This window comes from Kitasatospora sp. NPDC088351, assembly GCF_040685575.1.
Classification (GTDB): domain Bacteria; phylum Actinomycetota; class Actinomycetes; order Streptomycetales; family Streptomycetaceae; genus Kitasatospora.
Map to the genome: position 1 here is coordinate 1 of NZ_JBFBIL010000041.1, position 21351 is coordinate 21351.

General features: G+C 72.5%; 17 protein-coding genes. 12 read left to right on the top strand and 5 right to left on the bottom strand.

All coding sequences use genetic code 11. From position 1 onward, the window contains the following. Window positions 1–709: 709 nt before the first annotated feature. The gene (locus AB0P06_RS25385) at window positions 710–1501 is read right to left on the bottom strand and encodes an IclR family transcriptional regulator (protein WP_363611069.1); all 792 of its coding nucleotides are present in this window, start codon (window positions 1499–1501) and stop codon (window positions 710–712) included. A gap of 628 nt (window positions 1502–2129) precedes the next feature. On the opposite strand from AB0P06_RS25385, the gene AB0P06_RS25390 reads away from it, so the two are divergent. The 6 genes from AB0P06_RS25390 to AB0P06_RS25415 all read left to right on the top strand — a co-directional run bounded on the left by AB0P06_RS25390 (window position 2130) and on the right by AB0P06_RS25415 (window position 8882). Then, window positions 2130–3659 carry an ABC transporter substrate-binding protein gene (locus AB0P06_RS25390; RefSeq protein ID WP_363611072.1) on the top strand — a complete coding sequence of 510 codons (1530 nt, stop codon included), beginning with the start codon at window positions 2130–2132 and terminating at the stop codon, window positions 3657–3659. After that, a complete protein-coding gene (locus tag AB0P06_RS25395; protein ID WP_363611074.1) occupies window positions 3652–4527 on the top strand; it encodes an ABC transporter ATP-binding protein in 876 nt (291 codons plus the stop codon). Before AB0P06_RS25390 ends, AB0P06_RS25395 begins: the two co-directional genes overlap by 8 nt. Further along, window positions 4524–5567 carry an ABC transporter ATP-binding protein gene (locus tag AB0P06_RS25400; protein ID WP_363611076.1) on the top strand — a complete coding sequence of 348 codons (1044 nt, stop codon included), beginning with the start codon at window positions 4524–4526 and terminating at the stop codon, window positions 5565–5567. Before AB0P06_RS25395 ends, AB0P06_RS25400 begins: the two co-directional genes overlap by 4 nt. Continuing rightward, complete coding sequence (locus AB0P06_RS25405) at window positions 5564–6511, top strand: ABC transporter permease (RefSeq protein ID WP_363611078.1); 948 nt, start codon at window positions 5564–5566, stop codon at window positions 6509–6511. The genes AB0P06_RS25400 and AB0P06_RS25405 overlap by 4 nt, the downstream gene beginning before the upstream one ends. 15 nt (window positions 6512–6526) lie before the next feature. Continuing rightward, complete coding sequence (locus AB0P06_RS25410) at window positions 6527–7438, top strand: ABC transporter permease (protein ID WP_363611080.1); 912 nt, start codon at window positions 6527–6529, stop codon at window positions 7436–7438. Between the two features lie 88 nt (window positions 7439–7526). After that, entirely contained in the window at window positions 7527–8882 is a 1356-nt protein-coding gene (locus AB0P06_RS25415; RefSeq protein ID WP_363611082.1) for a serine hydrolase domain-containing protein, read from the top strand. Window positions 8883–9156: 274 nt separating this feature from the next. On the opposite strand, the gene AB0P06_RS25420 is transcribed toward AB0P06_RS25415, so the two are convergent. Next, window positions 9157–9798: a polysaccharide deacetylase family protein gene (locus AB0P06_RS25420; protein WP_363611084.1), complete on the bottom strand. Its 642-nt coding sequence runs from the start codon at window positions 9796–9798 to the stop codon at window positions 9157–9159. Window positions 9799–10579: 781 nt separating this feature from the next. On the opposite strand from AB0P06_RS25420, the gene AB0P06_RS25425 reads away from it, so the two are divergent. The 3 genes from AB0P06_RS25425 (at window position 10580) to AB0P06_RS25435 (ending at window position 14408) form a co-directional block, all read left to right on the top strand. Then, window positions 10580–11506, top strand: coding sequence for a methyltransferase domain-containing protein (locus AB0P06_RS25425; RefSeq protein WP_363611086.1), 927 nt, complete (start codon window positions 10580–10582; stop codon window positions 11504–11506). Window positions 11507–11539: 33 nt separating this feature from the next. Beyond that, window positions 11540–12649: a hypothetical protein gene (locus AB0P06_RS25430; RefSeq protein ID WP_363611088.1), complete on the top strand. Its 1110-nt coding sequence runs from the start codon at window positions 11540–11542 to the stop codon at window positions 12647–12649. A 181-nt stretch (window positions 12650–12830) separates the two neighbouring features. After that, window positions 12831–14408, top strand: a complete 1578-nt coding sequence (locus tag AB0P06_RS25435; RefSeq protein ID WP_363611090.1) for a CehA/McbA family metallohydrolase — start codon at window positions 12831–12833, stop codon at window positions 14406–14408. 90 nt (window positions 14409–14498) lie between these two features. On the opposite strand, the gene AB0P06_RS25440 is transcribed toward AB0P06_RS25435, so the two are convergent. After that, window positions 14499–15758 (bottom strand): serine hydrolase domain-containing protein, encoded by a 1260-nt coding sequence (locus AB0P06_RS25440; protein WP_363611092.1) that lies wholly within the window; start codon window positions 15756–15758, stop codon window positions 14499–14501. Window positions 15759–15916: 158 nt separating this feature from the next. Between AB0P06_RS25440 and AB0P06_RS25445 the strand changes: the two genes are divergently transcribed. From AB0P06_RS25445 to AB0P06_RS25455, 3 genes are all read left to right on the top strand, one after another. Continuing rightward, window positions 15917–17068, top strand: a complete 1152-nt coding sequence (locus AB0P06_RS25445; RefSeq protein WP_363611094.1) for a histidine kinase — start codon at window positions 15917–15919, stop codon at window positions 17066–17068. Continuing rightward, window positions 17059–17742, top strand: a complete 684-nt coding sequence (locus tag AB0P06_RS25450; protein ID WP_363611096.1) for a response regulator transcription factor — start codon at window positions 17059–17061, stop codon at window positions 17740–17742. The genes AB0P06_RS25445 and AB0P06_RS25450 overlap by 10 nt, the downstream gene beginning before the upstream one ends. A gap of 331 nt (window positions 17743–18073) precedes the next feature. Next, entirely contained in the window at window positions 18074–18574 is a 501-nt protein-coding gene (locus AB0P06_RS25455) for a hypothetical protein (RefSeq protein ID WP_363611098.1), read from the top strand. Between the two features lie 56 nt (window positions 18575–18630). Here the strand turns inward: AB0P06_RS25455 and AB0P06_RS25460 are convergent, their stop codons facing one another. Together AB0P06_RS25460 and AB0P06_RS25465 are read right to left on the bottom strand one after the other, a co-directional pair. Further along, complete coding sequence (locus AB0P06_RS25460; protein WP_363611100.1) at window positions 18631–20235, bottom strand: glycosyl hydrolase family 18 protein; 1605 nt, start codon at window positions 20233–20235, stop codon at window positions 18631–18633. 415 nt (window positions 20236–20650) lie between these two features. Beyond that, window positions 20651–21229 carry a sigma-70 family RNA polymerase sigma factor gene (locus tag AB0P06_RS25465; RefSeq protein WP_363611102.1) on the bottom strand — a complete coding sequence of 193 codons (579 nt, stop codon included), beginning with the start codon at window positions 21227–21229 and terminating at the stop codon, window positions 20651–20653. Window positions 21230–21351: the final 122 nt, after the last annotated feature.

Sequence of the window (21351 nt, forward strand, 5' to 3'; positions counted from 1 at the left end):
CCGGGCCCTCGGCATGCCCAACATCCGACGGCAGCCCCGCGACCTTCGACACAGGGATCACCCCAGATCAGCCGACGCGAACCGAAACACGGAGGTTAAGCATGCGCCTAACTATTCGACGCCGGCAGCGAATAGTCAAGCATCTGGTTAACCTTTCTTCCGCCAGGGGTGCGCCGTTCCCTCGCACACGTCTCGTCCGGGAGTACGCGCCCGGGCCCCACTTCTCACACATGGTCACCTGTGAGAGTTCCGCGAGAGGCCCGGAAGCGGTCACGTTTCACCAGGTGGCCATTCGCAGAAGTCCTCTCGAAACCCGCACCCTGGAGGCGCCGCCCCTCCTGCCCGCCACCGGCACGTCGCGCTCCAACTCGCCCTCGGTGCCCAGGCGGTCGACGGCCCCCGCGCCTTCGCCGTGCACGCCCGCCGGGCCGATTCCGAGGGCTGGACCAGGCACCCCTCCGGCACCCTCGACACGACGACCGGCAGCACGCCCGCGCCCGATACCGCCCGTCCGCCGTCCTGGCCCGTCCGGCCCCGGCCGCCGCCGCGCCCACCGAGCTCGATCTGGCGGACGACGACGAACTCTTCCGCCTCGTCGACGGCCGGCTCGGACCGGAGGAGTAAGCCCCACCCGCCCCGCACCCGGCCGGGCCACCGCGGCACCCACGCCGCGGCGGCCCGGCCGTTTTCGACGCAGCCCGGGTGATGGTCACGGAACGGCACCCAGGCGAGTGGAGATCTCGTTCGCGGCGGCGATCACCAGGGGCGCCAGCTCCGGCACCCGCTCACGCGGCAGGCGGTCCGCGGGCGCCGAGACGCTGACCGCGCTGGTACAGGCTCTGGAGTGGTCGAAGACGGGCGCCGCCACACACCGGATGCCTTCCTCGTGTTCGATGTCGTCGATCGCGTAGCCCCGCTGCCTGATCTCGCTCAGCGCGGCCCGCAGATCCTCGGCCGTCGTGATCGTGCGAGGCGTGTGCCTGGGCATACCGCTCTCGATCACCAGGTCGACCGTCGCCGGTGCGGCGTGGGCCAGCATGGCCTTTCCGACGCTGGTGCAGTAGACGGGTGCGCTGTTTCCGATCCGGGAGAACATGCGGACCGAATGCGGGCTGTCCACCTTGTGGATGTACACGATGTTCGGAAAGTCGGCGACGACGAGGTGGACGGTCTCGCGGGTCTGTGCGGCGAGGTTCTGCATGACATCGTGCATGCTGCGCGGGAGGTCCAGGCCGGTCAGGTACACGTTGCCGAGCTGGGCGTTGCGCCGTCCCAGACGGTAGCGGCCCGAGGGAAGGTGCTCGACCAGACGGGCCTCCAGGAGCGGCTGGATGAGGCGGAACAGCGTGCTCTTGTTCAGGCCGAGCCGTTCGCAGAGCTCGGCGATCGAGTACCCGGTCCCGTCGGTCTCGTCTCCGAGCTGCAGCAGGATGGAGATCGCGCGGCGCAGCGAAGCCGAGTTGTTGCGAAGCCCCGGTGTGGGGCTCAGCTCCGAGCTCACTTTTGGTGCCCCTCTCTGCCTGGAGCGCGCTGGGCGCCCGTGTCAATGAATTGTCATTTCCGAGCACGAAATCGCTTTGAGCGAGCATGCGGATCCCGCCGGCCGTGCGGCTGTTGCGCAGGTCGGCACGGGCCACGCCCTATTCCGTCGGGCGGCTGGCTATCAGGGTGCTGTTCAACCCTCCTTTTGTCCAGACCGGTTCGGCCGCAATCGAATGTGTGCGGGTTTTCCGCCCGGGGCACCCGGCCGGCGCTTTCCCCTGCACCGGCCGTCCGCCGACCGCCGATGTAGCAGGTGGAACCGGCCGCGGGGGCGGACAGGTACACCCGCCCGTCGCTGACAGGTTCCGCTCATGAATTTCAGCGAGGGGGGGCTCGTGGGTACGGGCGACCGGTCGGCCGCGGCCGGTGTGGCCAGCGCCTTTCTTCCGCGTGCTCGGGTCTTGACAGCACTATGGCGCGTCGGTAAACATTCTGCAATGCATGGCGCTGAATTGCATTGCAAACATCCCAAAAAGTTGCAATGCAAACCTCGCGGGAAGTTGCATTGCAAATCCTTTCCCCCTTGCGGCCTGCCGGCTCCCTGAAGTCAGAGCAGGGAACGCCGGCCCACCCTCGAAGAGGTCCGAATGAAGAAGCAGAACGGCTTTTCCTTGCGGTCCGCCGCGGGCGCCGCGGCCTGTGCGATGGTCGCCGTCGCGGTGGGGTGCTCACCGCCCGGCAGCAGCACGTCCGCGACGGGCATCACCGTCGCCGAGACCTCGGCGCCCTCGACCCTCGACCCTCAGGGTTCGGCGCTCTACGCCGACCGGTTCGCCTGGCAGCTCTCCTACCAGTGCCTGATGACCACCACTCCCGGAGGGAAGGTCGAGCCGGAACTCGCCACCGGCTACCAGCGCTCCGACGACGGGCTCACCTACACCTTCGACCTCAGACCGGGCGTCAGGTTCCAGAACGGTGAGACGCTGACGGCCGAGGACGTCGCCTTCACCTTCGACCGGTTGAAGAGCAGTCCGGACGGGATATCCGAGGAGCTGTTCCCCACCTTCGAGAAGGCCGAGGCGACCAGCGCCTCGACCGTCGTGTTCCACCTCAAGCGCCCCGACGCCGGCTTCCTCAACAACATGGCGAACCCGCTGGTCTGGGGCTGCGCGGTGATGAGCAAGAAGGCCGCCGCCTCCGAGAACCTGGCCACCCGCATGGTCGGCACGGGCCCGTGGGTGCAGGAGTCGTACCGCCCCAACAGCGAGTTGAAGCTCAAGCGGTTCGACGACTACTGGGGCCAGAAGACCAAGTCGGAGCGGCTCAGCGTCCTCTATGTGCCCGGCTCCGCTACGCAGGTCAGCGATCTGCAGGCCGGTGCGGTCGACCTGATCTTCACCGGCACGTCGAGCGCCAGGACGCTGTCCGGCTCCGACGGGCTCGAGGTCGGGACCGTCCCCACCGACTCCACGATCTTCCTTCAGATCAACAACCTCACCGCACCGTTCGACAACCTGAAGGTCCGCCAGGCCCTCGCCCTGGCGCTCGACCGCGACAGCCTCGCGGAGCACGCCTACAGCGGTGGCGGCGCCCGTGCCAGCCTCTACATCCCCGACGGCGAGTCCTGGGCGCCCAAGCCGGCCGAGGTGCCGTTCTCGACCCAGGACACCGCCAAGGCCAAGGCGCTCCTCGCGGAGGCCGGCTACCCCGACGGCTTCTCCACCTCGTTGATGTACATCAGCGGGTACGACCCCGGGACGAACGACCTGGCCGCGGCCCTCCAGGACCAGCTCGCCAAGGTCGGCATCAAGGTCAAGCTCGACCCGCTCGAACGCGGCGCCTGGGTCGACAGGCTCACCAAGGCGCAGTACCCGCTCAGTTGGAACGCGCAGTCGTACTACTCGAACCCCTACCAGTACGTGCAGCCGGCCGAGGGCCGTCAGGGGGCCGTCCCGGCCGAGTTGCAGAAGCTGCTCGACGACGCGCTGCGCGCCGGTGACCAGGCGGCCTACCAGGCGGCGCTGATCGCCGTCGAGAAGTGGGAGGCCGAGAACGTGTACCCCACCGTCACCCTGCTCGCGACGAACACCGTCGTCGCGTACCGCAAGGGACTGACCGGGGTGGAGCTGCCGCCGAGCCAGAGCCGCACGTTCCTGGCCCAGGTGAGCCGTGGCTAGCGCCCCGGAGACGGACCGTGCCCCGGCCGGCGCGGTCCGGGCACCGCGCGATCCGGAGCCGCTGCTCACCGTCGACGGGCTCACCGTGCGCTACGGGTCCGCGGAGCGGCCCGCCGTGGAGGACGTCTCCTTCAGCATCGCGCGCGGTGACCGGGTCGGGCTGGTCGGGGAGTCCGGGTCGGGCAAGTCGACACTGGCGGCGGCCGTACTGCGGCTGCTTCCGCCCTCGGCCTCGGTCAGTGGTCACATCGGTCTGGCCGGCCGGGACCTGACGACCCTGGGGCCGTCGGAGCTGAGGGCCCTGCGCAGCACCCGGATGGCCCGCGTTCCGCAGGACCCGCTCGGGAACCTCAACCCCGTTCTCACGATCGGGCGCCAGCTCTCGGACGTACTCTCCGCGCACCGGCCGCTCGGCCGCCGCGAGCGCACGGCGACCGTCGAGGAGGCGCTGCGCCGGGTCGGCATCGGCGACGCCGCGGTCAAACGGCGCAGTTACCCGCACGAGCTGTCGGGAGGGATGCGGCAGCGCGTCATGATCGCCATGGCGCTGCTGAACCACCCCGATCTGCTGATCGCCGACGAGCCCACCACGGCGCTGGACGTCACCGTCCAGTCACAGGTCGTCGAGCTGTTGCGCGAACGGGTCGCCGACGCGGGGATGACGCTGCTGCTGATCTCGCACGACGTGGGCGTGGTCTCCGAGCTCTGCACGACCGTGCTGGTGATGTACCGCGGGCGGATCGTCGAGAACGGGGCGGCATCCGACGTCCTGACCCGCCCCACGCACCCCTACACCCGGTCGCTGCTCGCCGCAGCCCACGGCCGGCTCCTCGACGACGTGGACGGCCGCAAGGAGGAGGTGGCATGACCGGCGAGCAGACGCCGTCCGGGATCTCCGAGGAGCGCCGGCCCCTGGTGCTCGACGTCCGGGACTCGGTCAAGCACTTCCGCATGAGACGGACGAGCCTGACGGGCAAGCGGCCGCAGGTGCACGCCGTGGACGGCATCAGCGTCCGGCTCCGCGCGGGCCGTACCCTCGGCCTGGTCGGGGAGTCGGGATGCGGCAAGTCGACGCTGGGCCGGCTGATCACCGGGCTCGATGCCCCGACGTCCGGCTCGGTGCTGGTCGGCGCGGACCAGCACGACGTCACGGCGGGTGCGGGCGGGAAGGTGCAGGCCGTCTTCCAGGACCCGGCGAGCGCCCTGGACCCCCGTATGACGGTGCGCGCCGCCATCGCCGAGGCGCTGGGCGGCGTTGCGAGGCCCGAGCGGGAGAGGCGCGTCGACGAAGCCCTCGCGGCCGTCGGTCTGCCGCCCGAGCTCGGAGCCCGCTATCCGCACCAGCTGTCGGGCGGTCAGCAGCAGCGCGTCTGCATCGCCCGTGCCCTGGTCGCCGGGCCGGACCTCATCCTGCTCGACGAGGCGGTGAGCTCGCTGGACGCCTCGCTCCAGGCCCAGGTGCTGGACCTGCTGGAACGGCTGCAGCGCGAGACCGGGACCGCGTACGTGTTCATCTCGCACGACCTGCGGGCGGTACGCCGGATCAGCCACGCGATGGCAGTCATGTACCTGGGACAGATCGTCGAGGAGGCACCGGCCGAGGCCTTCGACCGGCGGCTGCTGCACCCGTACGCGGTCGCGCTCCGTTCCACCGAGCCCGGCATCTTCCAGGGCGGGTCGCGCATCGAACGGGTCGTGCTGCGCGGGGAGCCGCCGAGCGCGGTCGACCCGCCGGCCGGCTGCCGGTTCGCGCCCCGCTGCCCGATCGCCGACGACCACTGCCGCCGCGTCCCGCCCGAACTCGTGGACGTGACAACAGATCACCGCGTGCGCTGCCACAAGCCGGGCGGGCTCACGCTGACAACGGCCGCCACCACGACCGTCGCGGACCTGGGAGGAGAGTCTTGATCCTCTACCTGGCCAAGAAGCTGACCAGTGCCGTCGGCGTCCTGCTGGCCCTCTCCGCGCTGGTGTTCTTCGCCGGTCGCGGGCTGGTACCGGGCAACGCCGCGGCGGTGATCGCCGGCGCCAAGGCCTCACCCGAGACGCTTGCCGCCATCGAGCACAAGCTGGGACTGGACCAGCCGCTCTACCGCCAGTACCTCGACTGGCTGACGGGCGCCCTGCACGGCGACTTCGGGGTGTCGCCCCTCTCCGGGCAGGACAACCTCCAGGTGATCGCCCAACAGGCGCCGGTCTCCTTCGAACTGGCGCTCATGGGGCTGCTCATCGCGGTGGCGATCGGACTTCCGGTCGGCGTGATCGCGGCGACCCGCTCCGGCAAGGGCCTCGACTGGGGTATCCGCATTCCGCTGCTCGTGGTCTTCGCCTTCCCCGGGTTCGTGTCGGGCTCGGTCGCGCTGTACCTGTCGGCGCACTTCCTGACCAACCTGTACTCGGCGAGCTACATCCCGTTCTCCGACAACGGCATCGGCAACCTCCAGACCATGCTGATGCCGGCGCTGGCGGTCGGGATTCCCACCGCACCGCTCGTGGCCCAGATGACCCGGTCGTCGATGATCGAGGTCCTCGCCCAGCCCCACATCACCACGGCGCGGACGAACGGCATCGCGGAGTGGCGGATCAGGTACGTCTACGCCCTGCGCACCGCGCTGCCGCCGGTGCTGACCCTGATCGGGTTCATCTTCGGCTTCCTCGTCGGCGGCCTGTTCATCGTCGAGGAGATCTTCAGCCTGCCCGGACTCGGGCGCGGCGTACTCGCCTCGATCTCGAACCGGGACTTCTCCCAGCTCACCGGCCAGGCTCTCGTCATCGCCGCCGCGTTCATCCTCGGCAACCTGCTCGTAGACATCGCGCTGCCGTTCGTCGACCGGCGCATCATCAACCGATAGGACACGGGAGCCAGCGTGACCAACACCGTCGCCCGCCCATCCCCTCCGACCTCCCCGCCTCCTCCCGCCCCGCTGTCCCCCGGGCCGAAGCGCGCCCGCCGCCGGCCGGTGCGCGGGCTCGTCGCCAACACCGCCGTCCTCCTCATCGTCGGGTACGTCCTGCTGGCGGTGTTCGGCTCCTTCCTGGCGCCGTACGGCCCGAACGAGGTCGGCGCCGGCCCGCGGCTGTCCGCCCCCTCGGCCGAACACTGGCTGGGGACGGACGCGCTCGGACGTGACCAGCTCTCCCGCGTGATCGCCGCCACCCGGCCGGCCCTGCTGTCGGCGACGTACGCGGTGCTGTTCGCCCTGGTGATCGGAACGTCGATCGGCATCGCGGCCGGGTTCCTGGGCCGGCTGTGGGACGGAATCCTCTCCCGGCTCGTCGACCTGCTGTTCGCCGTCCCCGAGTACCTGCTGGCGATCCTCGTGATCGCGGTGATGGGCAGCGGCCTGCTCAACGCCTCGCTGGCCATCGGCATCGTGAGCATTCCGCGGTTCGCGCGCATCGCCCGGGGCTCCACGCTGGAGATCGCGCGGCGCAGCTTCGTCGACGCGGCGCGGCTCTGCGGGCGGGGCAGGTCGTGGATCATGTTCCGGCACATCCTGCCCAACATCGCCTCGCCGCTCGTGATCATGACGGCGATCAACCTGTCGACCGCCGAGGGGGCGTACGCCGCGCTGAGCTTCCTCGGGTTCGGTGTCCGACCGCCCGACGCGGACTACGGCAGCATGATCTCCTCGTCCCAGCAGTACCTGCTCACCGATCCCTGGGTGGTCGCGTTCCCCGCGATCGCGTTCGTCCTGCTGGTCCTCGCGTTCAACCTGCTCGGCGACATCCTGCGTGACCGGCTGGACCCGCACACCCGCACCGCGGCCGGCGCCTGACCTCGGCTCGCCTCCGCTGTCCCCGTCCCCTCCCTTCCCTCCCCTCGCCTCCCCTCGCCTCGCCTCGCCTCGCAGGAGGAACATCACCGTGTCCGACCTCACCGGCCTGCTCGACAGCCAGGTCCCCGAAATCCTCGCGCGCCACGGCGTTCCGGGCGTCGCCGTGGGCGTCCTGGCCGACGGCGGGACGACACTGCTCGGCTACGGTGTCACCAACGTGGCCCACAGCCTCCCGGTCGACCCCGACACGATCTTCCAGGTCGGCTCGATCTCCAAGACGCTGCTCGGGTTCGTCGTCGGCCGTCTGGTCGACCGGGGCCGCGTGGAACTGGACGCTCCCGTGGCTCCGCTCTTCCCGGCCGGAACCGGCATCGACGAGCGCATCACCCTGCGGCACGTGATCACGCACACCTCGGGCATCGACGCCCAGAACATGATCGCCGACGCCCCGCGGCTGCTCGCCGACCACGCGGACGACTCCATCCAGGCGTCGCTGGCCCATTTCGTCCGCCGTCCTCTGCTCTTCCCGCCGGGCACGGACTACTCCTACAGCGGCCCGGGCATCATGCTGGCCGCGGCGGTGGTGGAGCGCGTCACCGGCCGGCACTACGCGGACGTCCTCCAGGACGAGGTTCTCGACCCGGCCGGCATGGCGGGGACCTTCACGACCGCCGACCAGGTCGTGACCCGGCGGGTCGCCGCGCCGCACGGCCGCGACCCCGAGGGCCGGGCGACGCTGCTCACCGACCAGGGGTGGCAGCGGCACTGGCAGCTCCCGGGCTGGGACGTGCCGGGCGGCGGCGTGCTCAGCTCGGTGCGCGACCTCATCCGCTACGCGGCGTACGTCACCTCGCCGGAGGCACCCGGCGGCCTCTTCCGTCCGCAGGGGCACCGGGGCAGCCCGGGGCGCGATGTCGGGCTCGCCTGGATGCTGGAAGAGCGTGCGGGCAGCCCGGTGATGGCGCACGACGGGCTGACCATCGGTTACGCGGCGCGCCTGGTGCTCATGCCGTCGCGGGGCCTCTGCTACACCGTCCTGACCAACTCGATCGAGGGAGCCACCGTGGCCGAGGAGATCGAGCGGCTGATCCTCACCGCGGTGCTCGGCGAGCAGCCCTCGCGCGAGTTGCGTCCGATCGGTGACGAACTGGCCGATGCCCTGCTGGGCACCTATGACTGCGGGTTCTACGGCACCGTCACGCTGGTCCGGGGCGCGGCCGAGGGCGAGATGGGCGTCATCGCGGACCAGGCCCCGGTGGATCCGGACCAGTACCTTGTCGAGCTCGCCTCCCCGGGCCGGCTCGTCCTGGCCCCGCCGGACACCCTCGTCGCCCTGGCCGAGGACGGCAGCCCGCTGGGTGACGCGCTCTCCTTCGTCCGGGAGCCCGACGGCACCGTGTCGGCGCTGAGGTACCACGAGCGGATCGCCCACCGGGTGTCCTGACGGTCCGTCCGGTCGGTCCGGTCCCGCCGGTCGGCCCGCTCCGACTCGCACCGGCTCGGGGCGGCCGCACCGCGGGGGCAGGGCGTGGCAGGGGTGCCCAGCGCAGGCCGGGCCGGTCCGTCGGAAAGCGCCGCGCCTGCCCACCGGACGGGCTGCCGATTCACCGCACCCGGTGGCGGACGGTCACCCCGGCCCGGCCCGGCACCGCCCCCGGCTCCGGGGCGCCTTCCACGGGTCTCGCCGGGCGTGACCGCCCGGACGGCCCGCTCGGGCGTCAGCCGAGGGCTTCGGAGAGCCGGACGAAGCGCCGGCCCGAGGCCAGCAGCGCCGGGACGGCGGCGGCGATGCCGGGGGCGGTGCCGCCGCCCGGGTGGTTCATATGGGCGATCACGATGGCACCGGGCGGAGCGGTTGTGACCTCCCGACGGACCTCGCTCGCGCCGAGGGTCGCGCCGCCGTCGCCGTTGACGGTGAAGCCCGCGACGCGTTCGCCCAGGTCGGCGACGATGCGGGTGGCGATGTCGTCGTAGTGGGCGGTGCCGGACCGGAAGAAGCCCGGCGGGTGACCGAGCAGCCCGGTCAGCTTCTCGGCGTTGTCCGCCACCTCGTCGTAGACCTCGCCCACGTCGCGGGTGCCCGCGATCCCGTACGCGGAGCGGCCGCGGACCGACAGCGGGCGGTGGACGGAGCCGTGGTTGCCGATCTCGAACAGCGGGTCGGCGGCCAGCCGGTCGAACTCCGCCGGGTTGGCGTCGATCCAGCGGGCGTTGAGGAAGAGCGTCGCGGGGACGTCGTGGGCCCGCAGGAAGTCGATCAGGTCGGCGTCGTAACCGTTCCCGCCGGGGCCGCCGCAGGCGTCGAAGGTGAGGGCCGTCGTGCGCTCGCCGCCCGGCAGCCCGGTGATCACCCTGGACACCTCCAGCCCCCACTCCTCCGGCGCCACGCCGCCGTACCGGGCCACCACCTCGGCCCGGCCCGGCCTCGGCGCGGGGGCGGTGGGCGCCGGGGTCTCCGCGGGCTCCGGCGAGGCTGCGGATGTCGTGGGGGGTGCCGTAGCGGGGGCGGGTGTCACAGTGGCGGACGCCGGGCCGGACGGCACGGCCGGCGCCGTCCCCTGGCCTCTCTGGCACCCCGCCAGCGTGCCTCCGGCCGCCACCACCAGTAACGCCCGCCGACTCAATGACACACCCGCCTCCATGGATATCGGACAACCCGACCATCTGTATCCATGAACCGGCCGATCACCACCCGCCGCAACCCCGCCCTGGCCGCCGGGATCGGCTCGCCACCGCCCGCCCCTACCCGGCCGAGTCCGGCGAGACGATGTCCCAGGTCCCGAATCGGGTCAGGCCTGCCGATCGGGCCGCCGCCACCGAAGCGTGGTTGTCGAGCTGGCAGCGGTACTGCGGCTGGTGTTTCCGTGCGAGGGCGTGCCGGGAGATCGCGCGCACAAGGCGTCGGGCGTGGCCCCTGCCCCGGTACGGCGGGAGCGTCAGCACGCCCGTCGCCCTCCCCGGACCCTGCTCGCCCAGCTGATGGCGGACCCCGGCCACCGCACCGTCTGGCGGCCCTTGGTGGAGATTGCGAAGTCGCACCAGTGGGAATACCTCAGCCAGCTTCTCGGCCTTGACCGCGCGGCTTCGGGGCAGGGCCGGCAACCGGCGCATGCGGCGCCGCGAGGACGGCGGAGAACTCTCATGACAGCTGACAGCGGGCAGATCCCCTATGAGCTCATCAACGGTCCCGTGGCCGACCCCTACCAGCCGCGGGTCGCAGAGACCTACAGCGACGCCACGCACCTGTGGCAGGACGTGATCGGCCCGGGCCTCTGGTTCCAGTTCGGCGTCTACGGCCAGGCCGACATGCCGGCCCCGCAGGACGAGTCCCCCGAGTCGCTGGACGCCTCCGGACGCCGCCACCTCGAACGACAACTGGACATCGCCGGGCTGAACGACCATGGCAGAGAGCCTGAGCGGATCCTGGACGTCGGATTCGGCTGGGGCACGGCGCTGGAACACCTCGCCCGCCGCTTCCCCCACTGCCCCCGACTGGACGGCGTCAACATCAGCCTCACCCAGACCGAGTACGCCGCCCGCCGAACGGCCGCGCTGTCCCTCGCCGGCCGCGTGAAGCTGTACCTGTGCAACGCTCAGGACCTGTGGCTCCTGCCCGACCCGGAGCAGCCCTACGACCTGGTCCTCATGCGCGGGAGCATCACCCACTTCTCCGCCGGACTGCTGGATGCGACCCTGCGCGCACTGGCATCCAGGATGAGCAGGGGAGGAACGCTCGTCATATCCGAGAGCCTGTACAACATTCCTCTTCAGGACTACACCTCCGCCCTGCCCGACGACGAGGACCGGCTCGCCTGCGGCCACCGCAAGACTCTGAACCTCCTGGCCGATGCGCTGATGAGGAATTCCTTCATGCTCCAGGACGCCCGCAGACTGCCCACCGACGAGGACGTCATCCACTGGCTGCAGGACGTGCGGGCCAACATCGAGCGGGTCTTCCCGCGGGAGATCCCCAAGGCGTTCAGAGAACTCCGCGACACGGCCGTCAACCTGACGGCCGCCCTGCACGAGGGCACCTATTCCGTCTACAGCATCATCGCGTCCCGCTGACCGGCCCTCCTCCGCGTGCGAAAGGGGGCTCTCATGCCCGCTGCCCCGTCCGGCGATCCGTCCGCACAGCCGCCCGCCGCCCTCCGGCTTCCCGCGTTCTACTGCCCCATCCCCCGCGCGGTCCATCCCGGCGCCGACGAGGCCGACGCCCACACCATCGCCTGGCTGGACCGTTTCGGGCTCTTCTCCGACCAGACCCAACGCGACCGGATGGCCACCACGCACTGTGGCCGGCTCGCCGCCCTCATGGCCCCCTTCTGCCCGTCGTCGGACCTGCTCAAGGTCTACGCGGACTTCTGCACCTGGGCCTTCGCCTTCGACGACGACTTCTGTGACGAAGGCCCTCTGCGCTTCCATCCGGCCGAGCAGGCCGACGCCTTCGGACGCATGCACCGCGCCATCGAGATCCCCGAATACCCCCTGGACCAGGCCGACAACTACGCGATGGCCCTGCGCGACATCCGCGTCCGGATCGACGCCCACGCATCCCCCGTCCAGGGCGACCGCTTCGCCGAGTGGATGCGCAACTACTTCATGATCGAACTACGCAAGTCGGGCAACTCCGCACGCGGTATCCGCCCGAACCTCTCCGACTATGCCGTCCACCGGCTCTACGGCGGGGGCGGAATGGTCTTCCCCCATATGCCCGCCGCCTTCGAGAACATCGACCTGCCCGCCGCCACCCGCGCCCGGCGCGACATCCACGCCCTCACCGAGATGGCCGCAACCGTCGTCACCTGGGACACCGACTTCTTCGCCTTCGTCAAGGAACGGGAACGCACCAACGACGGCAACAACCTCATCGAGGTCGTCGCCGCCGAATACGACCTCCCCGTCGACGACGCCCTCAGCACCGCCATGGCCATGCGCGACCGCGTCATGTGCCTGTACCTCAGGCTGGGAGACGCGGTCCGCGCCAAGGCGGACCCCCCACTCCACCGCTACAGCACCCTGCTGGACCACTATGTACGCGGCTCCCTCGAATGGGACCACGAGGCCGCCCGGTACCCCCGATACCTCCGTTCAGACGGCACCCTCCCCGTCACCCTCACGGGCTGGACCGACCACCCCGGCAGCGACGACCCCACCCCCCTGCCCATCCGCTCCATCTCGTGGTGGTGGCACCACGACCCCCTCGGATGACGACACGAACGGTCCGGTGCCGCGAGGAGCCCGCACCGGTCGGCCCCGGGGCTCCTTCACCGGCCCGACCGGCGCAGGCCGGGCATGGCTCACCCGGGGTTCACCGGGCCGGGTAGGAGGCGGGCGTACCGGCCGGGAGCCCGCCCGCCGCCGGTGTCCGCCCGAGCCCGGAGGCCCTCCGATGTCCGACCGCGACCACGACTCCAGCACCGGCCGGCCCGCCCTCGACCGCCGGCGCCTGCTCCGGAGCGGCCTGGCCACCGGCGCCGCCACCGCCCTCGGGACGGCCGCCGCCACCTCCGCCGAGGCGGCCGGCTCCCCCGCCCCCGACCGCGTCCTCACCCTCACCGGCCATCTGCCCACCGGCGCACCCGACTTCGTCCACCTCCCCTTCGACGTTCCCTCCGGTGTACGGGAGATCGCCGTCTCCTACGGCTACGACAAGCCCTCCGTCCCCGCCGGCACCCCCGGCAACTCCTGCGACATCGGCCTCTTCGACGAACGCGGCACCGACCTCGGCGAGAACGGCTTCCGCGGCTGGTCGGGCGGCTTCCGGACGGAGTTCACGATCGCCCGGGACCGGGCGACGCCCGGCTATCTGCCGGGGCCGATCCGCCCCGGCACCTGGCACGTCGTCCTCGGCCCGTACCAGGTGGCGCCGCAGGGGCTCGACTACCGCGTCCAGGTGACCCTCCGATTCGGCGCTCCCGGGCCGGAGTTCACCCCGTCCTACCCGCCGGAGCGGGCCCGGGGCCGGGGGCGTTCCTGGTACCGGGGCGACTGCCACCTCCACACCGTGCACTCCGACGGCCGCCGGCTGCCCGCCGAGGTGGCGGCGGAGGCACGGGCGGCCGGGCTGGACTTCATCGTCTCGACCGACCACAACACCACGTCCTCGCACGGGATCTGGGGGCCGCTGGCCGGTCCCGACCTGCTGATCGTGCTGGGCGAGGAGGTGACCACCCGCAACGGCCACTGGCTGGCGCTGGGCCTCCGGCCGGGCCGGTTCGTCGACTGGCGGTACCGCTCGCGCGACGAGGCGTTCCCCCGCTTCGCCCGCCAGGTCCGCCGCCAGGGCGGCCTGGTGGTGCCCGCCCACCCGTTCTGCCCGTATGTCGCCTGCCAGTGGAAGTTCGGCTATCAGGACGCCGACGCGGTGGAGGTCTGGAACGGCCCCTGGACGTACGACGACGAGTCGGCGGTGGACGGCTGGGACGCCCGGCTCGCCGTCGCGCTGCGGGAGGGGCGCTCCTGGCTGCCGGCCGTCGGCAACAGCGACGCGCACAGCGCCCCGCAGGTGATCGGCTCGCCGCACACCGTGGTCCGGGCCGACGACCTCACCCGGGACGCGGTTCTGGACGGGCTTCGGGCCGGGCGCAGCTGGCTGGCCGAATCGGCCTCCGTCCAGCTGGAGTTCACCGCCACCGGGCACGGCCGCCAGGCGGGGATCGGCGAGCGGCTGACCGTCCCGCCGGACGCGCCCGTGGACGTGCGGCTGGCGGTGTCGGGGGTGCCGGGCGGGACGGTCCGGCTGCTGACCGACGAGGGCCAGCTGCACCAGGAGTCGCTGCCCGCCGACGGTTCGGGCACGGTGGTCTGGCGGACGACGGCCTCGCTCGCCGCGTACGTCCGGGCCGAGGTCAGGCACCCGAGGGCGGACGGGACACCCGGCAAGGGCAACGCGATGGGCCCGGACCTCCCCTGGGGTCCGATGGCGGCGCTCACCAACCCGATCGTGCTGGGGTCCGAAGAGCGGTAACGCGACGCCCCGGCACGGGCTTTGGGAGGTCCGTGCCGGGGCGGCGGTCGCCGTACAGGCCCTGGGGCGCACGAAGGCCGGGGAAGGCCGTTACGTGTCCTGCCCGTTGCCGGGGGTGTCGCACAGCGCGTGGTCGACGAGGTCACTGGCGGCCCGCTCCTGTCGGAGTGCGCTGTCGGGCGAGTCGTTCAGGGCGGTGGACATGGAGACGGTGACGGTGCGGCTGCCGTCGTCGGTGGCGCCGTTCAGGGTGATGTAGCCGCCGTCGCCTCCTTCGTGGCTCCAGTAGCCGCCGCCGCAGGACAGGGGCCGGCCGACCAGGCCGAGGCCGTAGCGTCCGTGTGGCCAGAACGCCTGGATCTCCTCGCTGACCGGGACGGTGTCCCGCATCTCGGCCAGCCGTGCCCGGGGCAGGAGTTCGCCGCCGAGCAGGGCCTGGAAGAAGCGGTTGACATCCGCGGTGGTGGAGACGTAGCCGCCGGGGTCGGGGAGGATCACCTCGGTGACGTCGACCCGTTCGCCGGAGGGGAAGACCTGGTAGCCGTCGGCGTGTGGCCGGCGCAGTGTGGGGGTGCTGCCCGGCAGGTAGGTGTGGTCCATGCCGAGCGGTTTCAGGACCAGGTCCTCGACCTCCTGGTGCCAGGGGCGGTCCGTGACCTTCTCGATGATCATGTCGAGCAGGGCGTAGCCGGTGTTGGAGTACCTCCACCCGGTGCCGGGCGGGAAGTCCGGGCGGTGCCTCATCGCCGGCGCGACGATCTGTTGGGGTGTGTAGGTGTCGTACCGGCGCTCGTCGTACTCCTGCGGGGTGGTGAAGCCGGGGAGATCGTCGTCGTGGATGCCGCTGGTGTGCTGGAGGAGTTGACGGATGGTGATCCGGCGTCCGTCGTTGCCGTTGCCGTCCACCAGGCCGGGCAGCCGGCGGTCCACCGTGTCGTCGAGCGCCAGCCTGCCCTCGTCGACCAGTCGCAGGACCACGGTGGCCACAAGTGCTTTGCCGGTGCTGGCCATCCGGAAGTAGCCGTCGCGGGGCACCGGGCGGTCCGTGCCCGCCTCGGCGACGCCGCTGGTGGCAACCAGATCCCGGCCGGGGCCGGTGGTCACCCGTGCCTGGACGCCGGTGACCCCCAGCGCCCGGATGGCGTCGGTGTCCCGGCGCAGATCGTCCTGCCCGTATCCGGGCGCGGTCGCTTCGGCGTCGACCGGCGGCCGGAGGGCAACGGCCGCGCCGGCCAGGAGGAGGGCGGCCGCCGCCGCGGCCAACCACCGTCTGCCGATGCGGCGGTGCTGCCGGTCGGGCAGGGACGGGTCCGGGTGGTGCGGCGCTGCGGTCGGGCTTGTGGATCTCATGCCGCCACGCTAGGCAGGCGTCGGGTCGCGGGTCGCTACCACGGACTCCCGCAGGAAAGGTACAGCCACCTGTAGTGCCGCAGGGCCGCCCGGTTGTCTAGGGTGCATCAGGTGGGGCCTCCCACAATCCTCCTGTGCGACAAGGGAAAGCGAAACAAGTGCTCGGCATACCCGGCGCGGCCCGCGCGTGGTGGCTCAGGACGCGGCGCGGCGGGCGTTACCTGCTGGGCACCCTGGTGGCCGCGACGGTGACGCTCGCGGCGGCGCCCCTGCTGTGCGTTCCGTCGCTGGCGCAGCCCTGGACGGAGCGGCATCGCCGGCGCGCCGGGGCGCTGCTGGGACAGTCGGTCGAGCCGCGTCCGCGCGCCGCCCGCCGCAACGGTGGGTGGCTCGTGACGCAGGTGGTCACCGGTCTTCCGGCGGGCGCCCTCGCCCTGCTCTGCCTGGGCGGCCTGTTGCTCACTCCCGTCGTCACGGTGCTGTGGTGGGCCTTTCCCACGGCGCCGCGGCTGCCCGTGCTCAGCGTTCCCATCACCGGCTGGGGCACCGCGTTCTCGGTCGGCCTGGTGAATCTCGTGTTCCTGGCGGCACTGGCCGCCATCGCCCTCCCGCCGCTCGCCCGGGCGCACGCCCGGTGCTGCCTCGCGGTCCTGGCGCCATCGCCCGCGGAGCAACTGGTCGAGCGCGTCACCGAACTCACCCGGACGCGTGCCGACGTCCTGCAGGCGCACAGTGCGGAACTCCGCCGGATCGAACGGGACCTGCACGACGGCACCCAGGCCCGGCTCGTGGCCATCGCGATGCGGCTCGCCGTCGCCGGCGAAAGCCTCTCCGACGACCCCGCCGCGGCCGCCGTTCTGGTCCGGCAGGCCCACGCCGAGACCGAGGACGCGATGACCGAGCTGCGTTCCGTCATCCGCACCATCTATCCCCCGGTGCTGGCCGACCAGGGCCTCTCCGGCGCGCTCGGCACCCTGGCCACCAGGGCCGGGGTGCCGACCCGCATCGACATCGGCCCGCTCGGTGAGATCCCCGCAGCGGTCGAGGCGGTCGCCTACTTCGCCGTCACCGAGGCACTGGCGAACATCGCCCGACACAGCCGGGCCACCCATGCCTCGGTGCGCGTCACCCGCGACGGCGCGCTGCTCCGCGCGGAGATCGCCGACGACGGGACCGGCGGAGCGGACGCCGCCCGAGGGTCCGGCCTGGACGGAATGCGCCGCCGCGCCGCCGCTCTGGACGGCACCATGAAGATCAGCAGCCCACCGGGTGGGCCGACCGTCATCACCGTGGGGCTGCCGTGCGCGTAGTGATCGCCGAGGACAACGTCCTGCTGTCATCCGGGCTCGAACTCCTGCTCAACTCCCGGGGTTTCGAGGTCGTCGCGATCGCGGCCGACGCCCCCGGTTTCCTCGCCGCCGTCGAGACCCACCGACCGGACGTCACCATCGTGGACGTGCGGCTGCCCCCGGGCTTCCGCGACGAGGGCATCCGGGCCGCCGTCCAGGCCCGCCGCGACCGTCCCGGACTTCCCGTCCTGGTCCTGTCGCAGTACGTGGAGCAGGAATATGCGGGCCGCCTGCTCGCCGACGCCCGGGGCGGCATCGGATATCTGCTCAAGGACCGGGTGAGCCGCGTCGCGGAATTCACCGACGCACTGCGCCGTGTGGCCGGCGGCGGCACCGCCATGGACCCCGAGGTCATCGCCCAGCTCCTCGCCGCACGCAGCGATCCCGTCGATGCCCTGACCGCACGCGAGCGCGAGGTCCTCGCGCTGATGGCCGAGGGTCACGACAACGCGGCCATCGCCCGACGGCTCGTCATCACCGACAACGGCGTCCACAAACACATCGGCAACGTCTTCCTCAAACTCGGCCTGTCGGCCGGCGACAGCGGTCACCGCCGCGTCCGCGCCGTCCTGGCCCACCTCCGCCGCCATGGCGGTACCGCGCCCGGCCCCACGGCATCACACCCGCCGGCATGAACAGCGCCGTGCCCCAGGCGCATCGTCCCTTCTCGAACAGCTCGACCTGGCTGCCGTCCGGGCCTGTCGAGCGATCTGCCCTGATCGCTCGGGCCCGGGTCGGGGCCGGGTGGGACGGTCCGGCGGCGCTCACCGACCCGATCACGCCGGGGTCCGAGGAGCGGTTGGAGAGGACTCGGAGTACCGCCGTGGACTAGGTTGATCCCGAAAGCATTCAATCGTAGGAACGAGGCGGCCGACGGTCCGCACCGGGTCCGACCGACCCGCGCGTTCCGGCCGCCCGGCCTCCGCGCACCCGTTCCGACCCCGGCCCGCGAAGGGATCAGCAGCTGTGAACCGTACGACCGTAGGTGGGCCGGAGATCGGCGGCGGCCGGGGCGCCGGCGGCGTCGTCGTCCTCTCCGACCCGGCCGGGGCCGAGGCCGGGAACAGCGCGGTCGCACCCCTGCTGGCGGACGCGCTGCATCCGAGCGTGCATCTGCGCGCCGACGACTTCCGGCGGGCGGTCCGTCAGGGCTTCGTCCCACCGCACCTGCCGGAGGCCCGGCGCCAGAACGAGACCGTGCTGGCCGCCACCGCCCAGGCCGCCTTCGCGTACGCCACGGCCGGCTACCAGGTGGTGGTCGAGTGCGCGGTCGAGCCGGCCGCCCTCGGCGCCTTCCGCCGGGAGAGCCGTGCCACCGGCGCGGCGCTGCACTACGTCGCGCTCCGCCCGGCCGGCACCGGACCGCTGGACCGGCACGCCGTGGACACCACCGCGATGGACGAGGAGACGGCCGCCAAGTCCGTCCTCGACGGGCTGCCCGGGGGCGCGTACCTCCTCGGCTGGTGAGCCCGGCGAACGGCCCCGGTCCCGAGCGGGGACCGGGGCCGCGCCGTGACCAGCGGTCAGCCGGCCGCCGACTCTTCCGGGTCGCGCCGGCGGGTGCCGATCAGACCGAAGGTGCCGCCGAGCAGCAGCAGGGCGCCCGAGACGGTGAGCAGGGTGTTGGTGGCGTCGTTGGCCCCGGTGGAGGCGAGCGAGCCGCCGGTCGGCGCCGGGCCGGGGGCGACGACCTCGGCGGGCGACGGCCCGCCGGTGGGCTGCTCGTCCGGCGCGGCGCCGCCGGACGCGGTGGCGGTCCCGGACGTCGGGGCGCCCGGCGCCGTGGAGCTCCGGCCGGGGGTCGGCACGGCCGTGCCGGACGCCGTGGGCGAGGCCGTACCGGAGGCCGTGCCGGACGCGGAGCCCGACGGGTGCCCGGTCGGGCTCGCGCAGTCCGTCCGGCCGGACGTACCGGTGGGCGACGGGACGCGGCTGGACGCCGAGGGGGACGGGCTCCCGGTCTCCCGCACGGGGTCGGGCTCCAGCGTGCCCCGGCCGCCGGTCTCGTCGGCCGGGCGGGCGGTGCTCACCGTCGGGATCGGGATCTTGGAGCGGTTCGTGCCGGTGGGCGCGGGGCTGGTGGCGGACGGGCTGGGGCAGGAGGTGCCGCCGTCCCCCGGCCGGGAGTCGGCGTGGTAGCCGGCCACGATCCGGGTGAAGTCGTACGCGGCCTGCTGGACGCCGCTGCACGTCGCCGGGTCGTACGCGCCCCCCGTGCAGGGGCGGTCGCGGTTGACCGCCCAGTAGCCGAAGCGGGCGAGGTGGTGGGTGGCGGCGAAGTCCCGGATGGTGCGGAAGTCGGCGGGGCTCAACTGCTCCCCCTTCTGGTCGGTGCGGCCGTTCATCGACGAGAGGCCGGTGTGCCGCCAGGCCTTGTCGGCGTCCCAGCCGTAGGCGGCGGCGACGGCCTGCTGGAGGCCGGTGACGGCGGTGGTGGTGGCCGCCGCCATGGTGCCGTCGTGACCGGTGAAGTCGAACGGCATGGCCGTCCAGCCGTCCACCTCCAGGCCCGCCTTGGCGGCCAGCGCGATCAGGTCGGCGCCGTCCTTGTCGGGGCCGGTCGGGTCGACCGCGAAGGAGAGGAAGACCCGCAGGCCGGTGTTCTTGGCCTTGAGCGTCTTCAGCGCGTCGACGACCCGCTTGCGGACCTCGGGGGTGCTGAGCTCGGTGGACTCGATGTCGATGTCCACGGCCTTCAGACCGTAGGCGTCGACCACCTTCTGGTAGGCGGCGGCGAGCTCGGCGGCGGTGGTGCACCGCTCGCCGAGCTTGGCACCGTCCCAGCCGCCGAAGGAGGCCAGGACGTCCCCGCCCGCGGCCCGGATCTGCTTGATCTTCGCCTCGTCGGTGCCGCCGGTGAGCGCGCGGGAGCCGTCCCACTTCGGGTCGCACGCTCCGCCGGAGAGCACGTAGGAGAGGGCGAACTGCCGCAGACCGGTGGCCTTCATGACGGCGACCGGGTCCGGGGCGTCGCCCCAGCCGAGGTAGACGGAGGCGGCGTTGAGGCCGAGCGGGTCGGCGGTCGCGGCGGGGGCGTCGTTCTGCGCGAGGATGAGCACGCCGCCGGCGGCGATCGCCGTGGCGGCCACCGTGATCCGTCGGCGGCGGCTGAGCCGGTGTTTGGGCATCGGGACTCTCCTGGGCTGATGGCGGGAACGGACGGGCCGACCCGGTGTGGGGCGCACGACACGCGGAGCGCCCCGGCGGCGCCCCACAAGGGCACCGCCGGGGCGCCGGGGGGCCCGGATCCCGCCGGGGCGCGGAAGCCGGGAGTTCCTGGGCCAAGGGCCTGGTCCGAGCGGCGGCCTTCAGCTGTAGCTACGGACGGACGGGCCTGCCCGGTTCACCGGACCGCGAGAGACAGCCCGTCAGCCGCCTTGCCCGGAGCGCGAGTTGTCGGCTCCGGGCGGGGAACCGGCGCCCGCACGGGGGTGACGGGCGCCGGCGGCGGTACCGCCACCCCGTTCTACGGCCGGGGACCGCCGCGCGGTTCAGACCGGTGGACGCGAGTGGCACGGGGCGGTCCGGAGAGTTCTCGCCGGGTCAGCCGGCGGACGCCATGCCGCGGGCTTCGAGGATCGGTCGCAGCGCGCGGACGGCGTAGAAGCTGCGGGACTTGACGGTGCCGACGGGCACGCCGAGGACGGCGGCGGCCTCGGCCATCGAGCGGCCGTTCATGTGGAGTTCGACGAGGACGTCGCGGTGGTGGGGCTGGAGTTCGGCGAGCGCGACCGCGATGTCCCGGGCGGCGAGCACCTCGTCGTACGGGTCGTGGGTGCCGGCGTGCTCCTCGGGGGCGTCGTCGGCGACCTCCTGGGCGCGGGCGGCCTGCATCCGGAAGTGGTCGATGGCGATCCGGCGGGCCACGGTGAACAGCCAGGGGCGGCTGTGCTCGGCCCCCCGGTGGATGGCGGCCGGGTTCTGCCAGGCGCGCAGCAGGGTCTCCTGGACGATGTCCTCGGCCTTGCCCCGGTCCCCGCTGGTGACGCGGAGCATCGCCCGCAGCAGGTAGCCCCCGTGCAGGCGGTACAGCTCCGCCAAGGTGTGGTGGTCCAGGGTGGCGCGCTCCGGCCGGTCGGGCCTGGCGGTGTCCTTGGCGTGAGCGGTAGCGTCGATGGCCACGGCTGTTGAGCCCCTCGCAGCAGTTCGTCGGTACGGCGGGCGGGTGGTTCGCATGGGCCCACCCCCTTGCCCGGTAGACGTTTCCAGCCACCGCCAACACCGGACCAACGCTTCGCCAACGA